Annotated in this window: 17 protein-coding genes; 9 read left to right on the top strand and 8 right to left on the bottom strand. The window is 70.2% G+C overall.

Annotated elements, in window-relative coordinates:
• Positions 1–49: 49 nt before the first annotated feature.
• The 4 genes from TSO352_RS02795 to TSO352_RS02780 form a co-directional block, all read right to left on the bottom strand.
• Positions 50–415: a response regulator gene (locus TSO352_RS02795; protein ID WP_199231462.1), complete on the bottom strand. Its 366-nt coding sequence runs from the start codon at positions 413–415 to the stop codon at positions 50–52.
• Complete coding sequence (locus TSO352_RS02790) at positions 412–732, bottom strand: STAS domain-containing protein (RefSeq protein ID WP_109105855.1); 321 nt, start codon at positions 730–732, stop codon at positions 412–414. Before TSO352_RS02790 ends, TSO352_RS02795 begins: the two co-directional genes overlap by 4 nt.
• 162 nt (positions 733–894) lie before the next feature.
• Entirely contained in the window at positions 895–1392 is a 498-nt protein-coding gene (locus TSO352_RS02785) for an RNA pyrophosphohydrolase (RefSeq protein WP_109105854.1), read from the bottom strand.
• Between the two features lie 20 nt (positions 1393–1412).
• Positions 1413–2156 (bottom strand): sulfite exporter TauE/SafE family protein, encoded by a 744-nt coding sequence (locus TSO352_RS02780; protein ID WP_109105853.1) that lies wholly within the window; start codon positions 2154–2156, stop codon positions 1413–1415.
• 208 nt (positions 2157–2364) lie between these two features.
• On the opposite strand from TSO352_RS02780, the gene TSO352_RS02775 reads away from it, so the two are divergent.
• The 9 genes from TSO352_RS02775 (at position 2365) to TSO352_RS02735 (ending at position 11827) form a co-directional block, all read left to right on the top strand.
• Positions 2365–3639 carry a glutamate-5-semialdehyde dehydrogenase gene (locus TSO352_RS02775; RefSeq protein ID WP_109105852.1) on the top strand — a complete coding sequence of 425 codons (1275 nt, stop codon included), beginning with the start codon at positions 2365–2367 and terminating at the stop codon, positions 3637–3639.
• On the top strand, positions 3620–4264 hold the full coding sequence (locus TSO352_RS02770; RefSeq protein ID WP_109105851.1) for a nicotinate-nucleotide adenylyltransferase: 645 nt from the start codon (positions 3620–3622) through the stop codon (positions 4262–4264). The genes TSO352_RS02775 and TSO352_RS02770 overlap by 20 nt, the downstream gene beginning before the upstream one ends.
• The gene (gene rsfS, locus TSO352_RS02765; RefSeq protein WP_109105850.1) at positions 4261–4707 is read left to right on the top strand and encodes a ribosome silencing factor; all 447 of its coding nucleotides are present in this window, start codon (positions 4261–4263) and stop codon (positions 4705–4707) included. Before TSO352_RS02770 ends, rsfS begins: the two co-directional genes overlap by 4 nt.
• Before the next feature lie 25 nt (positions 4708–4732).
• Positions 4733–5191 (top strand): 23S rRNA (pseudouridine(1915)-N(3))-methyltransferase RlmH, encoded by a 459-nt coding sequence (gene rlmH, locus TSO352_RS02760; protein WP_109105849.1) that lies wholly within the window; start codon positions 4733–4735, stop codon positions 5189–5191.
• Positions 5192–5277: 86 nt separating this feature from the next.
• Positions 5278–6840, top strand: a complete 1563-nt coding sequence (gene gpmI / locus TSO352_RS02755; protein ID WP_109105848.1) for a 2,3-bisphosphoglycerate-independent phosphoglycerate mutase — start codon at positions 5278–5280, stop codon at positions 6838–6840.
• Positions 6841–7173: 333 nt separating this feature from the next.
• The gene (locus TSO352_RS02750) at positions 7174–8484 is read left to right on the top strand and encodes a peptidoglycan DD-metalloendopeptidase family protein (protein ID WP_247871860.1); all 1311 of its coding nucleotides are present in this window, start codon (positions 7174–7176) and stop codon (positions 8482–8484) included.
• Positions 8485–9927, top strand: a complete 1443-nt coding sequence (locus TSO352_RS02745; protein ID WP_109105846.1) for a S41 family peptidase — start codon at positions 8485–8487, stop codon at positions 9925–9927. It abuts the gene before it with no gap.
• 20 nt (positions 9928–9947) lie between these two features.
• Positions 9948–11129, top strand: coding sequence for a divergent polysaccharide deacetylase family protein (locus TSO352_RS02740; RefSeq protein WP_109105845.1), 1182 nt, complete (start codon positions 9948–9950; stop codon positions 11127–11129).
• A gap of 119 nt (positions 11130–11248) precedes the next feature.
• A complete protein-coding gene (locus TSO352_RS02735) occupies positions 11249–11827 on the top strand; it encodes a hypothetical protein (RefSeq protein ID WP_109105844.1) in 579 nt (192 codons plus the stop codon).
• A gap of 16 nt (positions 11828–11843) precedes the next feature.
• Here TSO352_RS02735 and TSO352_RS02730 read toward each other — a convergent pair whose 3' ends face one another.
• The 4 genes from TSO352_RS02730 to rpmA all read right to left on the bottom strand — a co-directional run bounded on the left by TSO352_RS02730 (position 11844) and on the right by rpmA (position 15321).
• Entirely contained in the window at positions 11844–12503 is a 660-nt protein-coding gene (locus TSO352_RS02730; protein WP_247871859.1) for an HAD family phosphatase, read from the bottom strand.
• Positions 12500–13639, bottom strand: coding sequence for a glutamate 5-kinase (gene proB / locus TSO352_RS02725; protein ID WP_109105843.1), 1140 nt, complete (start codon positions 13637–13639; stop codon positions 12500–12502). The genes TSO352_RS02730 and proB overlap by 4 nt, the downstream gene beginning before the upstream one ends.
• Positions 13629–14888: a GTPase ObgE gene (gene obgE, locus TSO352_RS02720; protein ID WP_109105842.1), complete on the bottom strand. Its 1260-nt coding sequence runs from the start codon at positions 14886–14888 to the stop codon at positions 13629–13631. The genes proB and obgE overlap by 11 nt, the downstream gene beginning before the upstream one ends.
• 148 nt (positions 14889–15036) lie before the next feature.
• The gene (rpmA, locus tag TSO352_RS02715) at positions 15037–15321 is read right to left on the bottom strand and encodes a 50S ribosomal protein L27 (protein ID WP_109105841.1); all 285 of its coding nucleotides are present in this window, start codon (positions 15319–15321) and stop codon (positions 15037–15039) included.
• Between the last annotated feature and the right edge of the window lie 58 nt (positions 15322–15379).

The raw sequence follows: 15379 nt of genomic DNA, 5'->3' as shown, positions 1-15379 counted from the left end.
CCTTCGCCGGCCCTTTTCGTGCTGGCCCTTCTCGTGCTGGCCGACCGGGTCAGCCGCACACCTTCTGCACCACCGACACCAGCTTGTCGGGGTTGAAGGGCTTCACGATCCAGCCGGTGGCGCCGGCGGCCCGGCCCTCGGCCTTCTTGCTGTCGTCCGCTTCGGTGGTCAGCATCAGGATCGGCAGGGTGCGGTGCGCCGGGATCGCCCGCAGCTTGCGGATCAGGCTCAGCCCGTCCATCACCGGCATGTTCAGGTCGGTGATGACCAGATCGACCTTGCGGGTGGCGATGGCGCTCATCGCCTGCTGCCCGTCGGCGGCCTCGACCACGTCATAGCCGGCGCCGCGCAGGGTGAAGGACACCATGTCGCGCATCGTGCGGGAGTCATCCACCGTCATCACTGTCTTCTTCACGCTCGGCTCTCCCCGCTCCATTCCTTCAACCAAGCGGCGAGGCCCAGGTCCTCGCACGCTTCGGACAGCACCTCAGACGGAGCGGCGACGGTGAAGGCGGCGCCGCGCTCCGCGGCGTCGCGCGCGGCGACGACCAGCGCCTGGACGCAGGCGGCGCTGATGCGCTCGACCTGATCGGCCTGCACGGTCACGTCGGCGGAGGCCGCCAGTCCGGCCCGCAGGCTGTCGAGCAGTGGTTGCGCCATCGGCAGGTCGAGGTCGCTTGGCAGGCCCAGGCGCACACGCCCGTCCTCCTCGGTCCATTTGATCAGCGACATGCCACCCCTCCGCCCATCCCGTGCCGCCTCTTGCGCACTGCGGTTGCAGCAGCGACGTTGCCAGAGCCGTCTCAAGGATTCGTTAAGCTGGGGATCTCTGACACAGGGGTGGAGGGCTTCACACCTAGGGCAAACCGCGATCAAAGATGGGACATCGGCCCCTCAGCCCAAAGTCTTCAGGGCGGCGATCCGCGGGCGGAACTCGGCCAGCACCGCTTCGTAGACCGGCCGCTTGAAGGCGACGATCAGGCCGGGCAGCGCCTCCGCATCGATCCATTTCCAGGCGTCGAACTCCGGATGCGCGGTGTCGAGCCGGATGTCGGCGTCGGTCCCGGTGAAGCGGGCGAGCATCCACATCTGCTCCTGCCCGCGCCAGCGGCCCTTCCACACCCGGCCCAGCAGCTCGTCGGGCAGGTCGTAGCGGTGGGGGGCGGCGGTCATCGCGATGAACTCCGCCTTCGCCGTGCCGATCTCCTCCTCCAGCTCGCGGAAGGCGGCGCTGCGGGCGTCCTCCCCCTCGTCGATGCCGCCCTGGGGCATCTGCCAGTCGGCCTCCGACCCGCAGCGCCTGGCGACGAACACCGCGCCGCGGTCGTTCAGCAGCATGATGCCGACGCAGGGGCGGTAGGGCAGAGTGTCGCGGGCGACGATTTTGGTCATGGCGGCGGGGTCCGTCCGGTTCAGAGCTTGGTCACGAAGAAATAGACCGTCATCGCGGCACCGACCAGGATGACGAACCGGCGCAGGTGCGGCGGCGGGATGCGGCGGGCGACCGCGGCCCCGGCATAGCCGCCGGCCATCGCCGCGACCAGCATGATCAGCGCCTCGTTCCAGTAGACGGCGCCGCCGGCGACGAAGGCGACCACCGCGACCGCGTTCAGGCAGCCCGACACCAGCGTCTTCAGCCCGTTCATCGCGTGCAGGTCGGTCAGGCCGAAGACGCCGAGCGTCGCCAGGATCAGGATGCCGATGCCGCCGCCGAAATAGCCGCCGTAGATGGCGATCAGGAACTGGCTGGCCAGCACCGCCCCGTGCCCGACCGTGCAGTTCTGGCGAATCCAGGTCGACGCCTTGGGGCCGAAGGCGAACAGCACCGTGGCGAACAGCAGCAGCCAGGGCACGATCGCCTCGAAGGTGCGCTGCGGCGTCCACAGCAGCAGCAGGGCGCCCAGCAGCCCGCCGACCAGGCTGACCCCGAGGAAGGAGGGCAGGTGGATCTCGCGGATCTTCCCCAGCTCCCGCCGGTAGCCGTAGGCGCTGGCCAGCGCGCCGGGCGACACCGCGACGGTGCTGGTGGCGTTGGCGTTCAGTGGCGGCACCCCGGCCAGGATCAGCGCCGGAAAGGTCAGGAAGCTGCCGCCCCCGGCCACGGCGTTCAGGACGCCGGCGAAAAACGCGGAGACAATCAGCAGAAGCGTCAGCATCGAAACCTTCTCAACTCCGGCGGGCTTTTCCTGGCTGGGCATCCGGCCGGCGCGACTATGCCCTGGGCGCGGCCGGCGCGCCCTTTGCGTTTTCGTCACGCCCGCCTCCCACCGGACGCCGGAGTCCCACAGCCGCGCGTCTTTCGCAACCCGAAACAATTCGTTAAGGTCACTCTCCCGTCACGAACGCGTGTTCCCGGAGACACCGATGTCCGCCCTGCTCGACACCACCGATGCCCTGCACGACCAGATGCTGTCCCTCGGCCGCGCCGCCCGCGCCGCCGCGGTCACGCTGGCGACCGTGCCAGGGCCGGACAAGGATCGGGCCCTGCGGGCGGCGGCGGCGGCCATCCGCGCCCGTGCGGCCGAGATCAAGGCCGCCAACGCCGAGGACATGGCGAACGCCCGCGACCTGTCCGGCCCGATGCGCGAACGGCTGATGCTGGACGACACGCGCATCGAGGCGATGGCCAAGGGTCTGGAGGACATCGCCGACTTCCCCGATCCCATCGGCGGCGTGCTGGCCGACTGGACGCGGCCCAACGGCCTGCGCATCCAGCGCGTCCGCGTGCCGCTGGGGGTGATCGGCATCATCTATGAAAGCCGGCCCAACGTGACCGCCGACGCCGGCGGCCTGTGCCTGAAGTCGGGCAACGCCGCCATCCTGCGCGGCGGGTCGGAGAGCATCCGCTCGTCCCGCGCCATCGCCGACTGCCTGGCCCAGGGCCTGCGCGAGGCCGGCCTGCCGGAAACCGCGATCCAGCTGGTGCCGACCACCGACCGCGCCGCCGTCGGCCACATGCTGACGATGCGGGAGTTCATCGACGTCATCATCCCGCGCGGCGGCAAGTCGCTGATCCAGCGCATCGCCGACGAGAGCCGCGTCCCGGTGATCAAGCATCTGGACGGCAACTGCCACGTCTATGTCGACGCCGCCGCCGACCTGGAGAAGGCGCGCAAGGTGGTGCTGAACGCCAAGATGCGCCGCACCTCGATCTGCGGCGCCGCCGAGACGCTGCTGGTCGACCGCGCCATCGCCGGCACCGCCCTGCCGCTGCTGGTCAAGGACCTGCTCGACGCCGGCTGCGCCGTGCGCGGCGACGCGGCGGCGCAGGCCGTTGATGCGCGGGTGACGCCGGTGGCGCCGGAGGACTGGGACACCGAGTATCTCGACGCCATCATCGCCTGCGGCGTGGTCGACGGGGTGGACGGCGCCATCGACCACATCAACCAGCACAGCTCGCACCACACCGAATCGATCCTGACCGAGGATCCGGCGGTGGCGGAGCGGTTCCTCGGCCGGATCGACAGCGGCATCGTGCTGTGGAACGCCTCCACCCAGTTCGCCGACGGCGGCGAGTTCGGCATGGGCGCCGAGATCGGCATCTCGACCGACAAGTTCCACGCCCGCGGCCCGGTGGGTGCCGAACAGCTGACCAGCTACAAGTACGTCGTGCGTGGCGATGGCCAGACGCGACCGTAAGGGTGAGGGAGCCCGTGCCCCCCACCTCTATTCCGGCCCGCTCTACGCCGGGCTGACCGTCGGCATCCTCGGCGGGTCGTTCAACCCGGCCCATGACGGGCACCGGCACATCAGCCTGTTCGCGCTGAAGGCGCTCGGGCTCGATCGTGTCTGGTGGATGGTCAGCCCGCAGAATCCGCTGAAGTCGGCGGCCGGCATGGCGGGGCTGGACGCGCGGCTGGCGGAGGCGCGGGCGGTCGCCGCCCACCCGCGGATCGAGGTCACCGCGATCGAAACCGCGCTCGGCACCCGCTACACCGCCGACACTTTGGCGAATCTGCAGCGGCGATTCCCCAAAACACGCTTTGTTTGGTTGATGGGAGCGGACAATCTGCGGCAAATTCCGCGCTGGAAGCACTGGACACGAATCTTCGAGTCGGTGGCCGTTGCGGTTTTCGCCCGTCCGACCTATTCTTTAAGTGCGCTGAGCGGCAAGGCCGCCCGGCGTTACATCCGTCGGCGGGTGTCGGTGTCTGGGGTCAAAGGGCTGGCGCGCCATCGGCGGCCGGCCTGGGCGTTCTTACGCAACCCTCTGCATCCGGCCTCGGCGACGGCGATCCGGCAGGCGCGGGCCTCCGGGTTGTGACACCGTTGCAAGAGGTTGGAGCCATCACCACGCACACCGAAACGGCCGCGACCGCTCCGCGGCCAGCCCCCGTTCCCCAGATCCTGGAACCGCAGGAGCTGAAGGCGCTCATCGAGGCGTCGCTTGACGCCGACCAGGCGGATGATGTCACCGTCATCGACCTCGCCGGGAAAACCACCTTCGCCGATTACATGATCGTGGCGTCGGGCCGCAACACGCGGCACATCGGCGCCATGGCCATCAAGCTGGCCGAAAAGCTGAAGCAGGCCGGTGTCCGCGGCGTCGAGATGGAAGGTCTGGCGCAGGCCGACTGGGTCCTGGTCGATGCCGGCGACGTCATCGTCCACCTGTTCAAGCCGGAGGTCCGGACCTTCTACAACATCGAAAAGATGTGGGGTCTGGATCTGCCGAAGCCGTCCGACGCGGCCCGGCTGAGCGCCTGACGGGCCGGAGGCGGAGGGCCGCATCATGCGTCTGTGGCTCGCCGCCGTCGGGCGGTCGCGGGGTGGACCAACGCGTGACCTGTTCGACGAGTATGTCGGACGGTTGAGCTGGCCCTTCACCCTGAAGGAGGTCGAGGTGAAGAAGCGCCTCTCCTCCGACGAATTGAAGCGGCAGGAGGCCGAGCTGCTGCTGGCCGCGATCCCCGCCGGCGCCATCGTCGTGGCGCTGGACGAGCGCGGCAAGGCCCTGCCCAGTGAAAGTTTCGCCGCCAAGGTCGGCGAGTGGCGCGACCGCGGCGCCGGCGATCTCGCCTTCCTGATCGGCGGTGCCGACGGCCATGGCGACGCGGTGCGCGCGCGGGCCGATTTCCTGATGGCCTTCGGGCCGATGACCTGGCCACACATGCTGGTGCGCGGGATGCTTGCGGAGCAACTCTATCGCGCCCAACAAATCCTGGCCGGCCACCCCTATCACAGAGCCTGAGCGTCGAAGCCGGCGCCGCAACGACGCGCCGGAGCCGAAAACCAATCCCTCCGAGACCACGAACCTTTCGAGAAAGGTACAGCGCGATGACCGAGACCAACCGACCCCGCCCTGTCGTTCTTTGCATCCTGGACGGCTGGGGCTACCGCGAGGAACGGTCCGACAACGCCATCGCACTGGGCCAGACCCCCAACTGGGACCGCCTGTGGGCCAACGAGCCGACCGCCTTCCTCGACGCCAGCGAGGAGGAGGTCGGGCTGCCCAAGGGGCAGATGGGCAACTCCGAGGTCGGGCACATGAATCTCGGCGCGGGCCGGGTCGTCATGCAGGACCTCGTCATGATCGACCACGCCATCGTCGAGGGCGAGCTGGAGCGCAACCCGGCGCTGAACGACCTCGCCAAAAAGATGCGCGAGACGGGCGGCCGCGTCCACCTGATGGGGCTGCTGTCGCCGGGCGGCGTCCATTCGCACCAGGACCACATCGCGGCGCTGGCCGGCGTGCTGTCGCGCGAGGGTATTCCGGTCGCCGTCCACGCCTTCACCGACGGCCGCGACGTGCCGCCGCAGAGCGCCAAGGACCAGGTCGCCGAGTTCATGGCCGACGTCCACGAGATGCCGGGCGTCGAGGTGGCGACCGTCGTCGGCCGCTACTACGCGATGGACCGCGACAAGCGCTGGGACCGCGTTGCCAAGGCCTACGCCGCCATGACCAAGGGGGAGGGCGAGCGCGCCGCCGACCCGATCCAGGCGATCGAGCAGAGCTACGCCGCCGGCAAGCATGACGAATTCATCCTGCCGACGGTGATCGGCGACTTCGCCGGCATGAAGGACGGCGACGCCATCCTGATGGCGAATTACCGCGCCGACCGCGCCCGCGAGATCCTGGCCGCCTATGTCGAACCGACCTTCGACGGCTTCCCGGTCGATGGCGCCCCCAAGCTGGCGGCGGTGGTCGGCATGGTCGAGTACTCCTCGGCGCTGGCCAAGCTGATGACGACCATCTTTCCGCCGAAATCCCTGACCAAGGTGCTGGGCGAAGTGGTCAGCGAGGCCGGGATGAAGCAGCTGCGCATCGCCGAGACGGAGAAGTACCCGCACGTCACCTTCTTCTTCAACGGCGGCGAGGAGCGCGTGTACGAGGGCGAGGACCGCATCCTGGTGCCGTCGCCCAAGGTCGCGACCTACGACCTGCAGCCGGAGATGTCGGCGGCCGAGGTGACCGACAAGCTGGTCGGCGCCATCGATTCGGGCACCTATGACCTGATCGTCGTCAATTTCGCCAACCCGGACATGGTCGGGCACAGCGGCATGCTGGACGCCGCGATCAAGGCGGTGGAGGCGGTCGACACCAGCGTCGGCCGGGTGGAGGCCGCGGTGCGCCGCGCCGGCGGCACCATGCTGGTCACCGCCGACCATGGCAACTGCGAGCTGATGAAGGACCCGGACAACGGCGGCCCGCACACCGCCCACACGCTGGACAAGGTGCCGCTGGTCCTGGTCAACGGCCCGGCCGGCGCCCGCATCGCCAGTGGCCGTCTGGCCGACATCGCCCCGACGCTGCTCGACCTGCTGGGCCTGCCGAAGCCGGCCGAGATGACCGGCCGCAACCTGCTGACCCGCACCGCCGCCCGCGCGGCGGCGGAGTAAGGGATGGCGCGTGTCTCCCTGACGGCTGACTCCCCTCCCAGGGGAGAGGGGGACGCGCTCCGCGTCCATAACCCTCTCCCCCCCGGGGAGAGGGTGGCCCGCAGGGCCGGTGAGGGGGACGCGCGGCGTGGGTTTGCGAGGGGATTGCGGCTCTGCCCTTTGTCCCCAGTGAAGCTTCGCCACGAATCCCCCTCACCCAGCCCTCTCCCCGGGGGGGAGAGGGTTGCTGGGGCGGGAGAGGGGTTTCTAGCCGGGGTCATCGTCGCCACCCTGCTTCTCGCCCAGCCAGCGAACGCGGCGCAGCCGGAAGCGCCCAAGGACACGCTGAAGCGGGTGGAGCAGCAGCTCCAGACCGGCAAGCAGCGCCAGCAGCAGCTCGAACGCCAGTCGCAGGCGTTGCAGACCGAACTGGACGACCTGCGCGGCCAGTTGATTGCCCTGGCCGATCAGGCGCGCAGCCAGGAAGAGGCGCTCGCCCGGCTGGAGGAGACCCTCACCGCGCTGGAGGCGGAGGAGCGCGAGCGATCGAGCACGCTCGACGCCGAACGGCAGCAGATCGCCACCCTGCTCGGCGCCTTGCAGCGGCTGGCGCGCATCCCGCCGGAGGCGGCGCTCGCCCGGCCCGACAGCCCGGTGGACACGCTGCGCTCCGCCCTGCTGCTGCGCGACGCGGTGCCGGCGTTGCGCGCCCGCGCCGACGCGCTGGCCCAGGCGCTGACCGGGTTGGCCGACACCCGCGGCAAGCTGGTCGACCAGCGGGCCAAGGCGCTGGCCGCCCGCGTGGCGCTGGCCGCGAAGCAGGGCGAGATGAACCGCCTGATCGCCCGGCGCGAGGAGCTGTCGCGCCAGACCGAGGAGGAGCGGCTCCAGGTCTCCCAGCGCATGGGCGAGCTGTCGGGGCAGGCCACCGACCTGCGCCAGTTGATGGAGCGGGTCGAGGCCGAGCGCCGCGCCGCCGCCGAGGCCGCCGCCAAGCGCGAAGCGGAACGGCGCGAGGCGGAGCGCAAGGAGGCCGAACGCCGGCTGGCCGAACAGCGCGAGGCCGAACGCCGCCTCGCCGCCCGCAAGGAGGCGGAGCGCAAGGAGGCCGAGCGCAAGCTGGCAGAGCTGCGCGCCGCCGAACAGAAGGCGGCGGAACAGAAGGCCGCCGAGGAAAAACGCGCCCGCGACGAGGCGGCGAAGGAGGCGGCGCGGGAACAGGCGCTGGCCAGCCGCGCCGCGCCTGCCGGCCGTGATGCCGATGGGCGGTCGACGGCCGGCGGGATGACCCTGCCGGTCGGCGGCAAGCTGACGACCCGCTTCGGCGAGACCGACCGTTTCGGCGTCACCAGCCGCGGCGTGACGGTGCAGGCCCGCGCCGGGGCGGCCGTGGTGGCGCCGCGCGGCGGCACGATCGTGTTCGCCGGTCCGTTCAAAGGCTATGGCCTTATCTTGATCGTTGAACACGGCAACGGATATCATAGTTTGATTGCGGGGTTGGGCCGGATCGACACGGCCGTCGGGCGTAAGGTGGTCGGCGGGGAACCGCTGGCCGTCATGCCGGCCGACGGCGATCCGGATCTCTATTTCGAGCTGCGACGAAACGGTCAGCCGATCAACCCGCAGCGCGGGTTCGGCGCCCCGGAGGGGAAAGGACAAGGGTAGATGAGGATGATCAAGCGCGCCGCCACGGCGGCTGCACTGGTGTTTCTGGGAGCCGGCGTCGCGACCGTCACCGCGCAGTCCAGCAATTCGTCGGACACCTACCGGCAACTGAACCTGTTCGGCGATGTGTTCGAGCGGGTCCGCGCCGAATATGTCGAGCCGGTGACCGACGAGCAACTGATCGAATCGGCGATCAACGGGATGCTGACCTCGCTCGACCCGCATTCCAGCTATCTGAACAAGAAAAGCTTCCAGGACATGCAGGTGCAGACCCGCGGCGAGTTCGGCGGGCTGGGCATCGAGGTGACGATGGAGAACGGCCTGGTCAAGGTCGTCTCGCCGATCGACGACACCCCGGCCTTCCGCGCCGGCCTGCAGCCCGGTGACCTGATCGTCCAGTTGAACGGCGATCCGGTGATGGGCCTCAGCCTGAACGAGGCGGTGGAGAAGATGCGCGGGCCGATCGGCAGCGAGCTGAAGGTCACCGTCCGCCGAGGCGAAGCCGGCGAGCCCTTCACCGTGTCGCTGACCCGCGCGGTCATCAAGGTGCAGTCGGTCCGCTTCCGCACCGAGGGTGACATCGGCTACGTCCGCATCACCAGCTTCAACGAGCAGACCCAGAGCGGGCTGGAAAAGGCCATCGCCTCGATCCAGCAGCAGTTGGGCGACAAGCTGAAGGGCTATGTGCTGGATCTGCGCAACAACCCCGGCGGCCTGCTCGACCAGGCGGTGTCGGTGTCCGACACCTTCCTCGACAAGGGCGAGATCGTGTCGACCCGCGGCCGCAAGGCGGAGGAGGGCACCCGCTTCAACGCCAAGCCGGGCGATCTGATCAAGGGCCTGCCGCTGGTCGTGCTGATCAACGGCGGTTCGGCCTCGGCGTCGGAGATCGTCGCCGGCGCGCTGCAGGACCACAAGCGCGCCATCGTCATGGGCACCCAGAGCTTCGGCAAGGGATCGGTGCAGACCATCATCCCGCTGCCCGGCCACGGCGCCATGCGGCTGACCACGGCGCGCTACTACACGCCGTCGGGCCGCTCGATCCAGCAGTTGGGCATCACCCCGGACATCGAGGTGCACGTCGCCAAGGTCGAGGATCTCGACAAGAACGTCGTCCGCCGCCGCGAGGCCGATCTGAAGGGGGCGCTGGTCAACCCCGACGCCGCCAACCAGAACAAGCCGCGCCCGGCGGCTCCGGCTCCGGCCACCACCAACCCGGCCGCGCCCGGCACGCCGGCCGCGCCGAACCCCGGTGCGGTTCCGGGGGCGACCAACAGCGCGCCCGGCGCAACGCCGGGGGCCGCTCCCGCCGCTCCGGGGGCCGCGCCGACCGATGGTGCGGCGGCTGAGGGTGATGCACCGCCGTTCGACTTCCAGCTCGCCCGCGCGCTGGATCTGCTGCGTGGCGTCGCCCTGTTCCAGCAGCGCTCCGCGGCGCGCTGACGGGACCGGAGACCACCACGGTGAAGGCACCCGCCCTGCTCGGTCGTCTGCGGTTCGATGTCCGGGGCCTGCGCCCCGGCTTCGGCTGGCTGCGCCGCTTCCGACGCGACAAGACCGGGGCCGGGGATGGGAGCTGGCGTGCACCGCGCAAGCCGCTGTCGCGGGCCTTGCTGGGCGCCGTCGCCCTGGTGGCGGTCGCCGGCGCCGGTCTGGCCGGCTGGCTGGCGCTGAACGCGGCGGAGACGACCGAGGCGTGGCGGGCCGCCATTCCGGCACTGACGGTGGCGGTCGCCCCGCTGCCGCCACCGCCGCCTCCCGCGCCCAAACTGCAGCAGCCGGCGGCGCCGGTGCCGACCGACGCGGCGCCGCTGCCGCTGCCCGGCGCACCGACGGCGGCGGTGACGCTGACGCCCGCCCCGGTGCCGGGGCTGGTGGAGGACAGCCGCAACGGGCCGCTGCCGCGCATCGCCCAGGACGGGCGCAAGCCCTGGCAGGTCTACGCCCGCCCGTTCCCGGCCACCGACAAGCGGCCGCGCATCGCCATCGTCATGAGCGACCTCGGCATCAGCGGCGTCACCACCGGCAACGCGCTGGCGAAGCTGCCGCCCGGCGTGACGCTGGCCTTCGTTCCCTATGCCGAGCGGCTGGACGACTGGATCGAGCGTGCCCGCACCAAGGGGCACGAGGTGATGCTGTCGGTGCCGATGGAGCCGCTGAACTACCCGCGCGACGACCCCGGCCCCAACGCGCTGCTGACCATGCTCGGCCCCGACCGCAACATCGAGCGGCTGGAATGGTCGCTGGGCAAGGCGGTCGGCTATGTCGGCATCACCAGCACCACCGGCAGCAAGTTCACCGCCAATCCGGCGGCGGTGCAGCCGATGGTCGACGCGCTGAAGGCGCGCGGCCTGCTGTTCGTCGACGCCCGCGCCAACCCCAAGAGCGTCGCCGGGCCGCTCGCCACGTTGGCCGGCGTGCCGCGGGCGCAGGCCGACCGCACCATCGACCGCGACCTGTCGCGCGGCGCCATCGACGACCAGTTGCGCGAGCTGGAGGAACTGGCCAAGACCAACGGCGCCGCCGTCGGCTTCGCCTCGCCCTATCCGACGACGATCGAGCGGATCAATCTGTGGATGACCGCGCTGGCTGACCGCGGCATCGCGTTGGCCCCGGTGTCGGCGGTGGTGAACATCCAGAAATAGCGTGGGTACCGGACAGGGGGCTGCGGCAACGAAGACTGCACGCGCCCTGCGGTATCTGTTGCCTGTCCGCCCGCATTGCGCGAATATCCCCGCCGGATTCCAAACTGGCGGAGAGGCGGATGTATCACCCGGAAGCGCTGGAGCCCATCGTCACCTTCCTGCGTGGCCTCGGCCTGGGCGTCGAGTATGGCGAGGGCGCGCGCGACGGCTTCCTGCCCGGCGTCAACATCCACGCCGGGGCGATCCATGTCGATCCCGACGCCCTGCTGGGGCCGGGCGACCTGCTGCACGAGGCCGGTCACATCATCGTCCTGCCGCGGCGCTTCTGGCCGCTGGTGGGCAAGGACCTGCAGGCCGACATCGACGGTCTGCTGGCGGAGCAGACGGCGCGGGACGGGGTTGCCGACCCGGTGCTGACCATGGCGGCCCGCCAGGGCGAGTTCATGTCGCAAGCTTGGTCCTACGCGGTCGTCCGGCATCTCGGCCTGCCGATGGGCTGCCTGTTCTTCCCCGGCTCCTACCGGTACGACAGCTATGAGGGGGCGCACCCGATGCTGGCGTGGCTGGAACAGGGAACCCACATGGGCCCCAACGCGCTGGCCGACGCTGGCATGACCGGCTTTTCCGGCATGTTCGCGTTCCTGGGCGACAACGGCCTGCCGCCCTTCCCCCATATGACCCGCTGGACGCTGGACTGACGCTTCGCCCGCGCGCTCAGCCGCAGAGGGCGTCCCAGTCCAGCGCGCCAGGATCCTCGACCAGATGGTCGACGGTGTCGAACACCACGGCGGGGTGCTGCGGCCAGGCAATGGTCAGCATGCCGGCGGCCTTGGCGCTGCGGGCGCCGGTCGGGCTGTCCTCGATCACCGCGCAGGCTTCCGGCGGCAATCCCATCATCGAGGCGGCCAGCAGGTAGGGCTCCGGGTGGGGCTTGCCGTTGGCGACGTCCTCGCGGGCGATGCTGAAGCGGAAATGCGGCATCGCCATCGCCTTCAGGTTGGCGTCGACGATCATCCGGCCGCTGTTCGACACGCAGGCCTGCTGAAGGCCGCGCGCCGCGAAGGCTTCGACCAGGGCGAAGGCGCCGTCGCGCGGCTGCACCTGATGGACGCGGGCGACGTAGAGCGTGTTGATCTCGTCGGCCCAGCGGTCCATCGCGATCGGGAAGGGGCGGCGGGCGTGCAGCGTGGCGTACAGCTCGCGGAAGGCGACGCCGCGCATCGCCTCGCAATCCTCGTCGCTCAGCTCATGGCCGTAGCCGCGGCAGACCTCGACGGTGATGCGCTGGTGCCAGGGCTCGCTGTCCATCAGCGTGCCGTCGATGTCCCACAGGATGGCGCGGATCGGCGAACGGCTTGCGGTGTTCCCGGTCACCGCACCACCAGATCGTCGCGGTGGATGATCTCGTCGCGGCCACGGTAGCCCAGGACCTCTTCGATCTCGGTGCTCTTGTGGCGCAGGATGCGGCGGGCGTCGTCGGCGCTGTAGGCGGCCAGGCCGCGCGCCACCTCGCGCCCGTCCTCGGCGCGCACGATCACCACGTCGCCGCGGTCGAAATCGCCCTGCACGGCGGTGACGCCGGCCGGCAGCAGGCTGGCGCCGTGGGCCAGCGCCCGCAGCGCGCCGTCGTCCACCGTCAGCACGCCGGCGGCGTTCACATGGCCGGCGATCCAGGCCTTGCGGGCGCTGCTCGGCTCCGCCGAGGGCATGAACCAGGTGCAGAGCGCGCCGCCATCCTCCGGCCGTTTCTCCAGCGCCGCCAACGGGTTCATCCGCTTGCCCTTGGCGATCACCATGCGGCAGCCGGCCGACAGCGCGACTCGCGCCGCGGCGATCTTGGTCACCATGCCGCCGCTGCTGTAGCCGGGGGGCGGCTCGCCGGCCATGCCCTCGATCTCCGGCGTCAGCTCGCGCACGGTGGGGATGTGGCGGGCGTTCGGGTCCTTGCGCGGGTCGGCGGTGTAGAGGCCGTCGATGTCCGACAGCAGCACCAGCGTGTCGGCGCTGACCATCTGCGCCACGCGGGCCGCCAGCCGGTCGTTGTCGCCGAAGCGGATTTCGGCGGTGGCGACGGTGTCGTTCTCGTTGATGACCGGGACGGCGCCCAGCTTCAGCAAGGTGACGATGGTGTTGCGGGCGTTCAGGTGGCGCCGCCGCTCCTCGGTGTCCTCCAGCGTCACCAGCACCTGGGCGACGGTGACGTCGTGGCGGGCCAGCGTCTCCTGGTAGGCGTGGGCCAAACGGATCTGGCCGGTCGCCGCCGCCGCCTGCTTCTCCTCCAGCTTCAGCGTCCGGCCGACGAGGCCGAGATGCTCGCGCCCGCAGGCCACCGCACCGGAGGTGACGATCACCACCTCCTGGCCGCGCTTGCGGCAGGCGGCGACGTCATCGGCCAGCGCGTCGAGCCAGTCGCGGCGGATTTGCCGGGTTTCCCCGTCCACCAGAAGGGCCGAGCCGATCTTCACGACCAGCCGGCGGGACTCGAGAAGGGTGGGGGCGTCAAGCGCCATGGCGGGGGGTTCCGTCCGTGTCGTCTTCGGAACCGTCGTCTTCGCCCTCCGGCTCGTCGCCGTCAAGCGCGTCGTCCGAGTCGCCGTCCGCCAGTTCCTCGCCGTCCAACTCCTCGTCGAGTTCCTCCTCCTCGCCGCCGACCCATTCGCCGATCTCGTCGTCCCAGCGCATCTCGCCGTCGTCGGGCAGCTTCTGGCCGACCGGCGGGCGCGGAAGCGAGCGGGTGGCGGGGGCGTGGATGACCTCGGGCTCTTCCGCCTTCGATTCCTTGATGACGGTCAGCAGCCGGTACAGCACCTTCTGCACGCCCTGGCCGGTGGCGCCGGACAGCACCATGACCTCGGCGCCCGACGCCTTTTCCAGCGCCGCCTTCTTCTCCTCGATCTCCTCGTCGAGCAGGGCGTCGGCCTTGTTCAGCCCGATCACCTCCAGCTTGTCGGCGAGGTTGCCGCCATAGGCTTCCAGCTCGTTGCGGATCGTCCGGTAGGAGGCGACCACGTCGTCCTCCGTGCCGTCGATCAGATGCAGCAGGATGCGCGAGCGCTCGACATGGCCGAGGAAACGGTCGCCCAGCCCATGCCCCTCGTGCGCGCCCTCGATCAGGCCGGGGATGTCGGCGATGACGAATTCCTCGTCGCCGGCGCGGACGACGCCCAGGTTGGGCGCCAGCGTGGTGAAGGGGTAGTCGGCGATCTTCGGCTTGGCCGCGGTGGTCGCTGCCAGGAAGGTCGACTTGCCGGCGTTGGGCAGTCCCAGCAGGCCGGCGTCGGCGATCAGCTTCAGCCGCAGCCACACCCACTGCTCCTGCCCCGGCCAGCCGGGGTGGAACTTGCGGGGGGCGCGGTTGGTCGGCGTCTTGAAATGGGCGTTGCCGTGCCCGCCGTCGCCGCCGCGCAGGAAAACGCGGCGCTGCCCGGCCTCGGTCAGGTCGCACAGCACGGTCTCCTGGTCCTCGTCGAGGATCTGGGTCCCGACCGGCACGCGCAGGACGACATCCTCGCCGCGCGCACCGTTGCGGTTGCTGCCCATGCCGTGATGGCCGCGCTGCGCCTTGAAATGCTGCTTGTAGCGGTAGTCGATCAGCGTGTTCAGGCCGTCCGCCGCCTCGATCACCACGTCGCCGCCCCGGCCGCCGTCGCCGCCGTCGGGACCGCCGAACTCGATGTACTTCTCGCGCCGGAACGCCACGGCACCGGGGCCGCCGTCACCGCTCTTCAAGAACACCTTGGCCTGATCGAGGAACTTCATCGGGGGACCTTGCCCGTAAACGGAAGGAAAACCGGCAGCGGGGCAGTGCCGGAACAAAAACGAAAATCGGGGGTCCGGTCGCCCGGTCCCCCGACTTTATCCCACAAGCGTGCTGGCCTATGACAACGAGGCCATGCAACGACCCTGGTTACTCCGCGGCGACCGCCGGGACCTGGTCGTTGGCCGGAACGACGTTCACAAACGTGCGGCCGTTCGAGCTGTGCTTGAAGAAGACCTGGCCGTTGGCCATCGCGAACAGGGTGTGGTCGCGGCCGATGCCGACATTCTCGCCCGGGTGGAACGTGGTGCCACGCTGACGGACGATGATGTTGCCGGAGATGACGAACTCGCCACCGAAACGCTTCACGCCGAGACGGCGGCCGGCGGAGTCACGGCCGTTGCGGGACGAGCCGCCTGCCTTTTTGTGTGCCATGGGGTGTTGCTCCTAAAACTGAAGAGGCGCCGGACCAGATCGGGCGACCGCTGGTCCG

The organism is Azospirillum sp. TSO35-2 (assembly GCF_003116095.1).
GTDB lineage: Bacteria > Pseudomonadota > Alphaproteobacteria > Azospirillales > Azospirillaceae > Azospirillum.
Note: the sequence above shows the minus strand (reverse complement) of the source record. Positions and strands in the feature narration are given on the sequence as shown.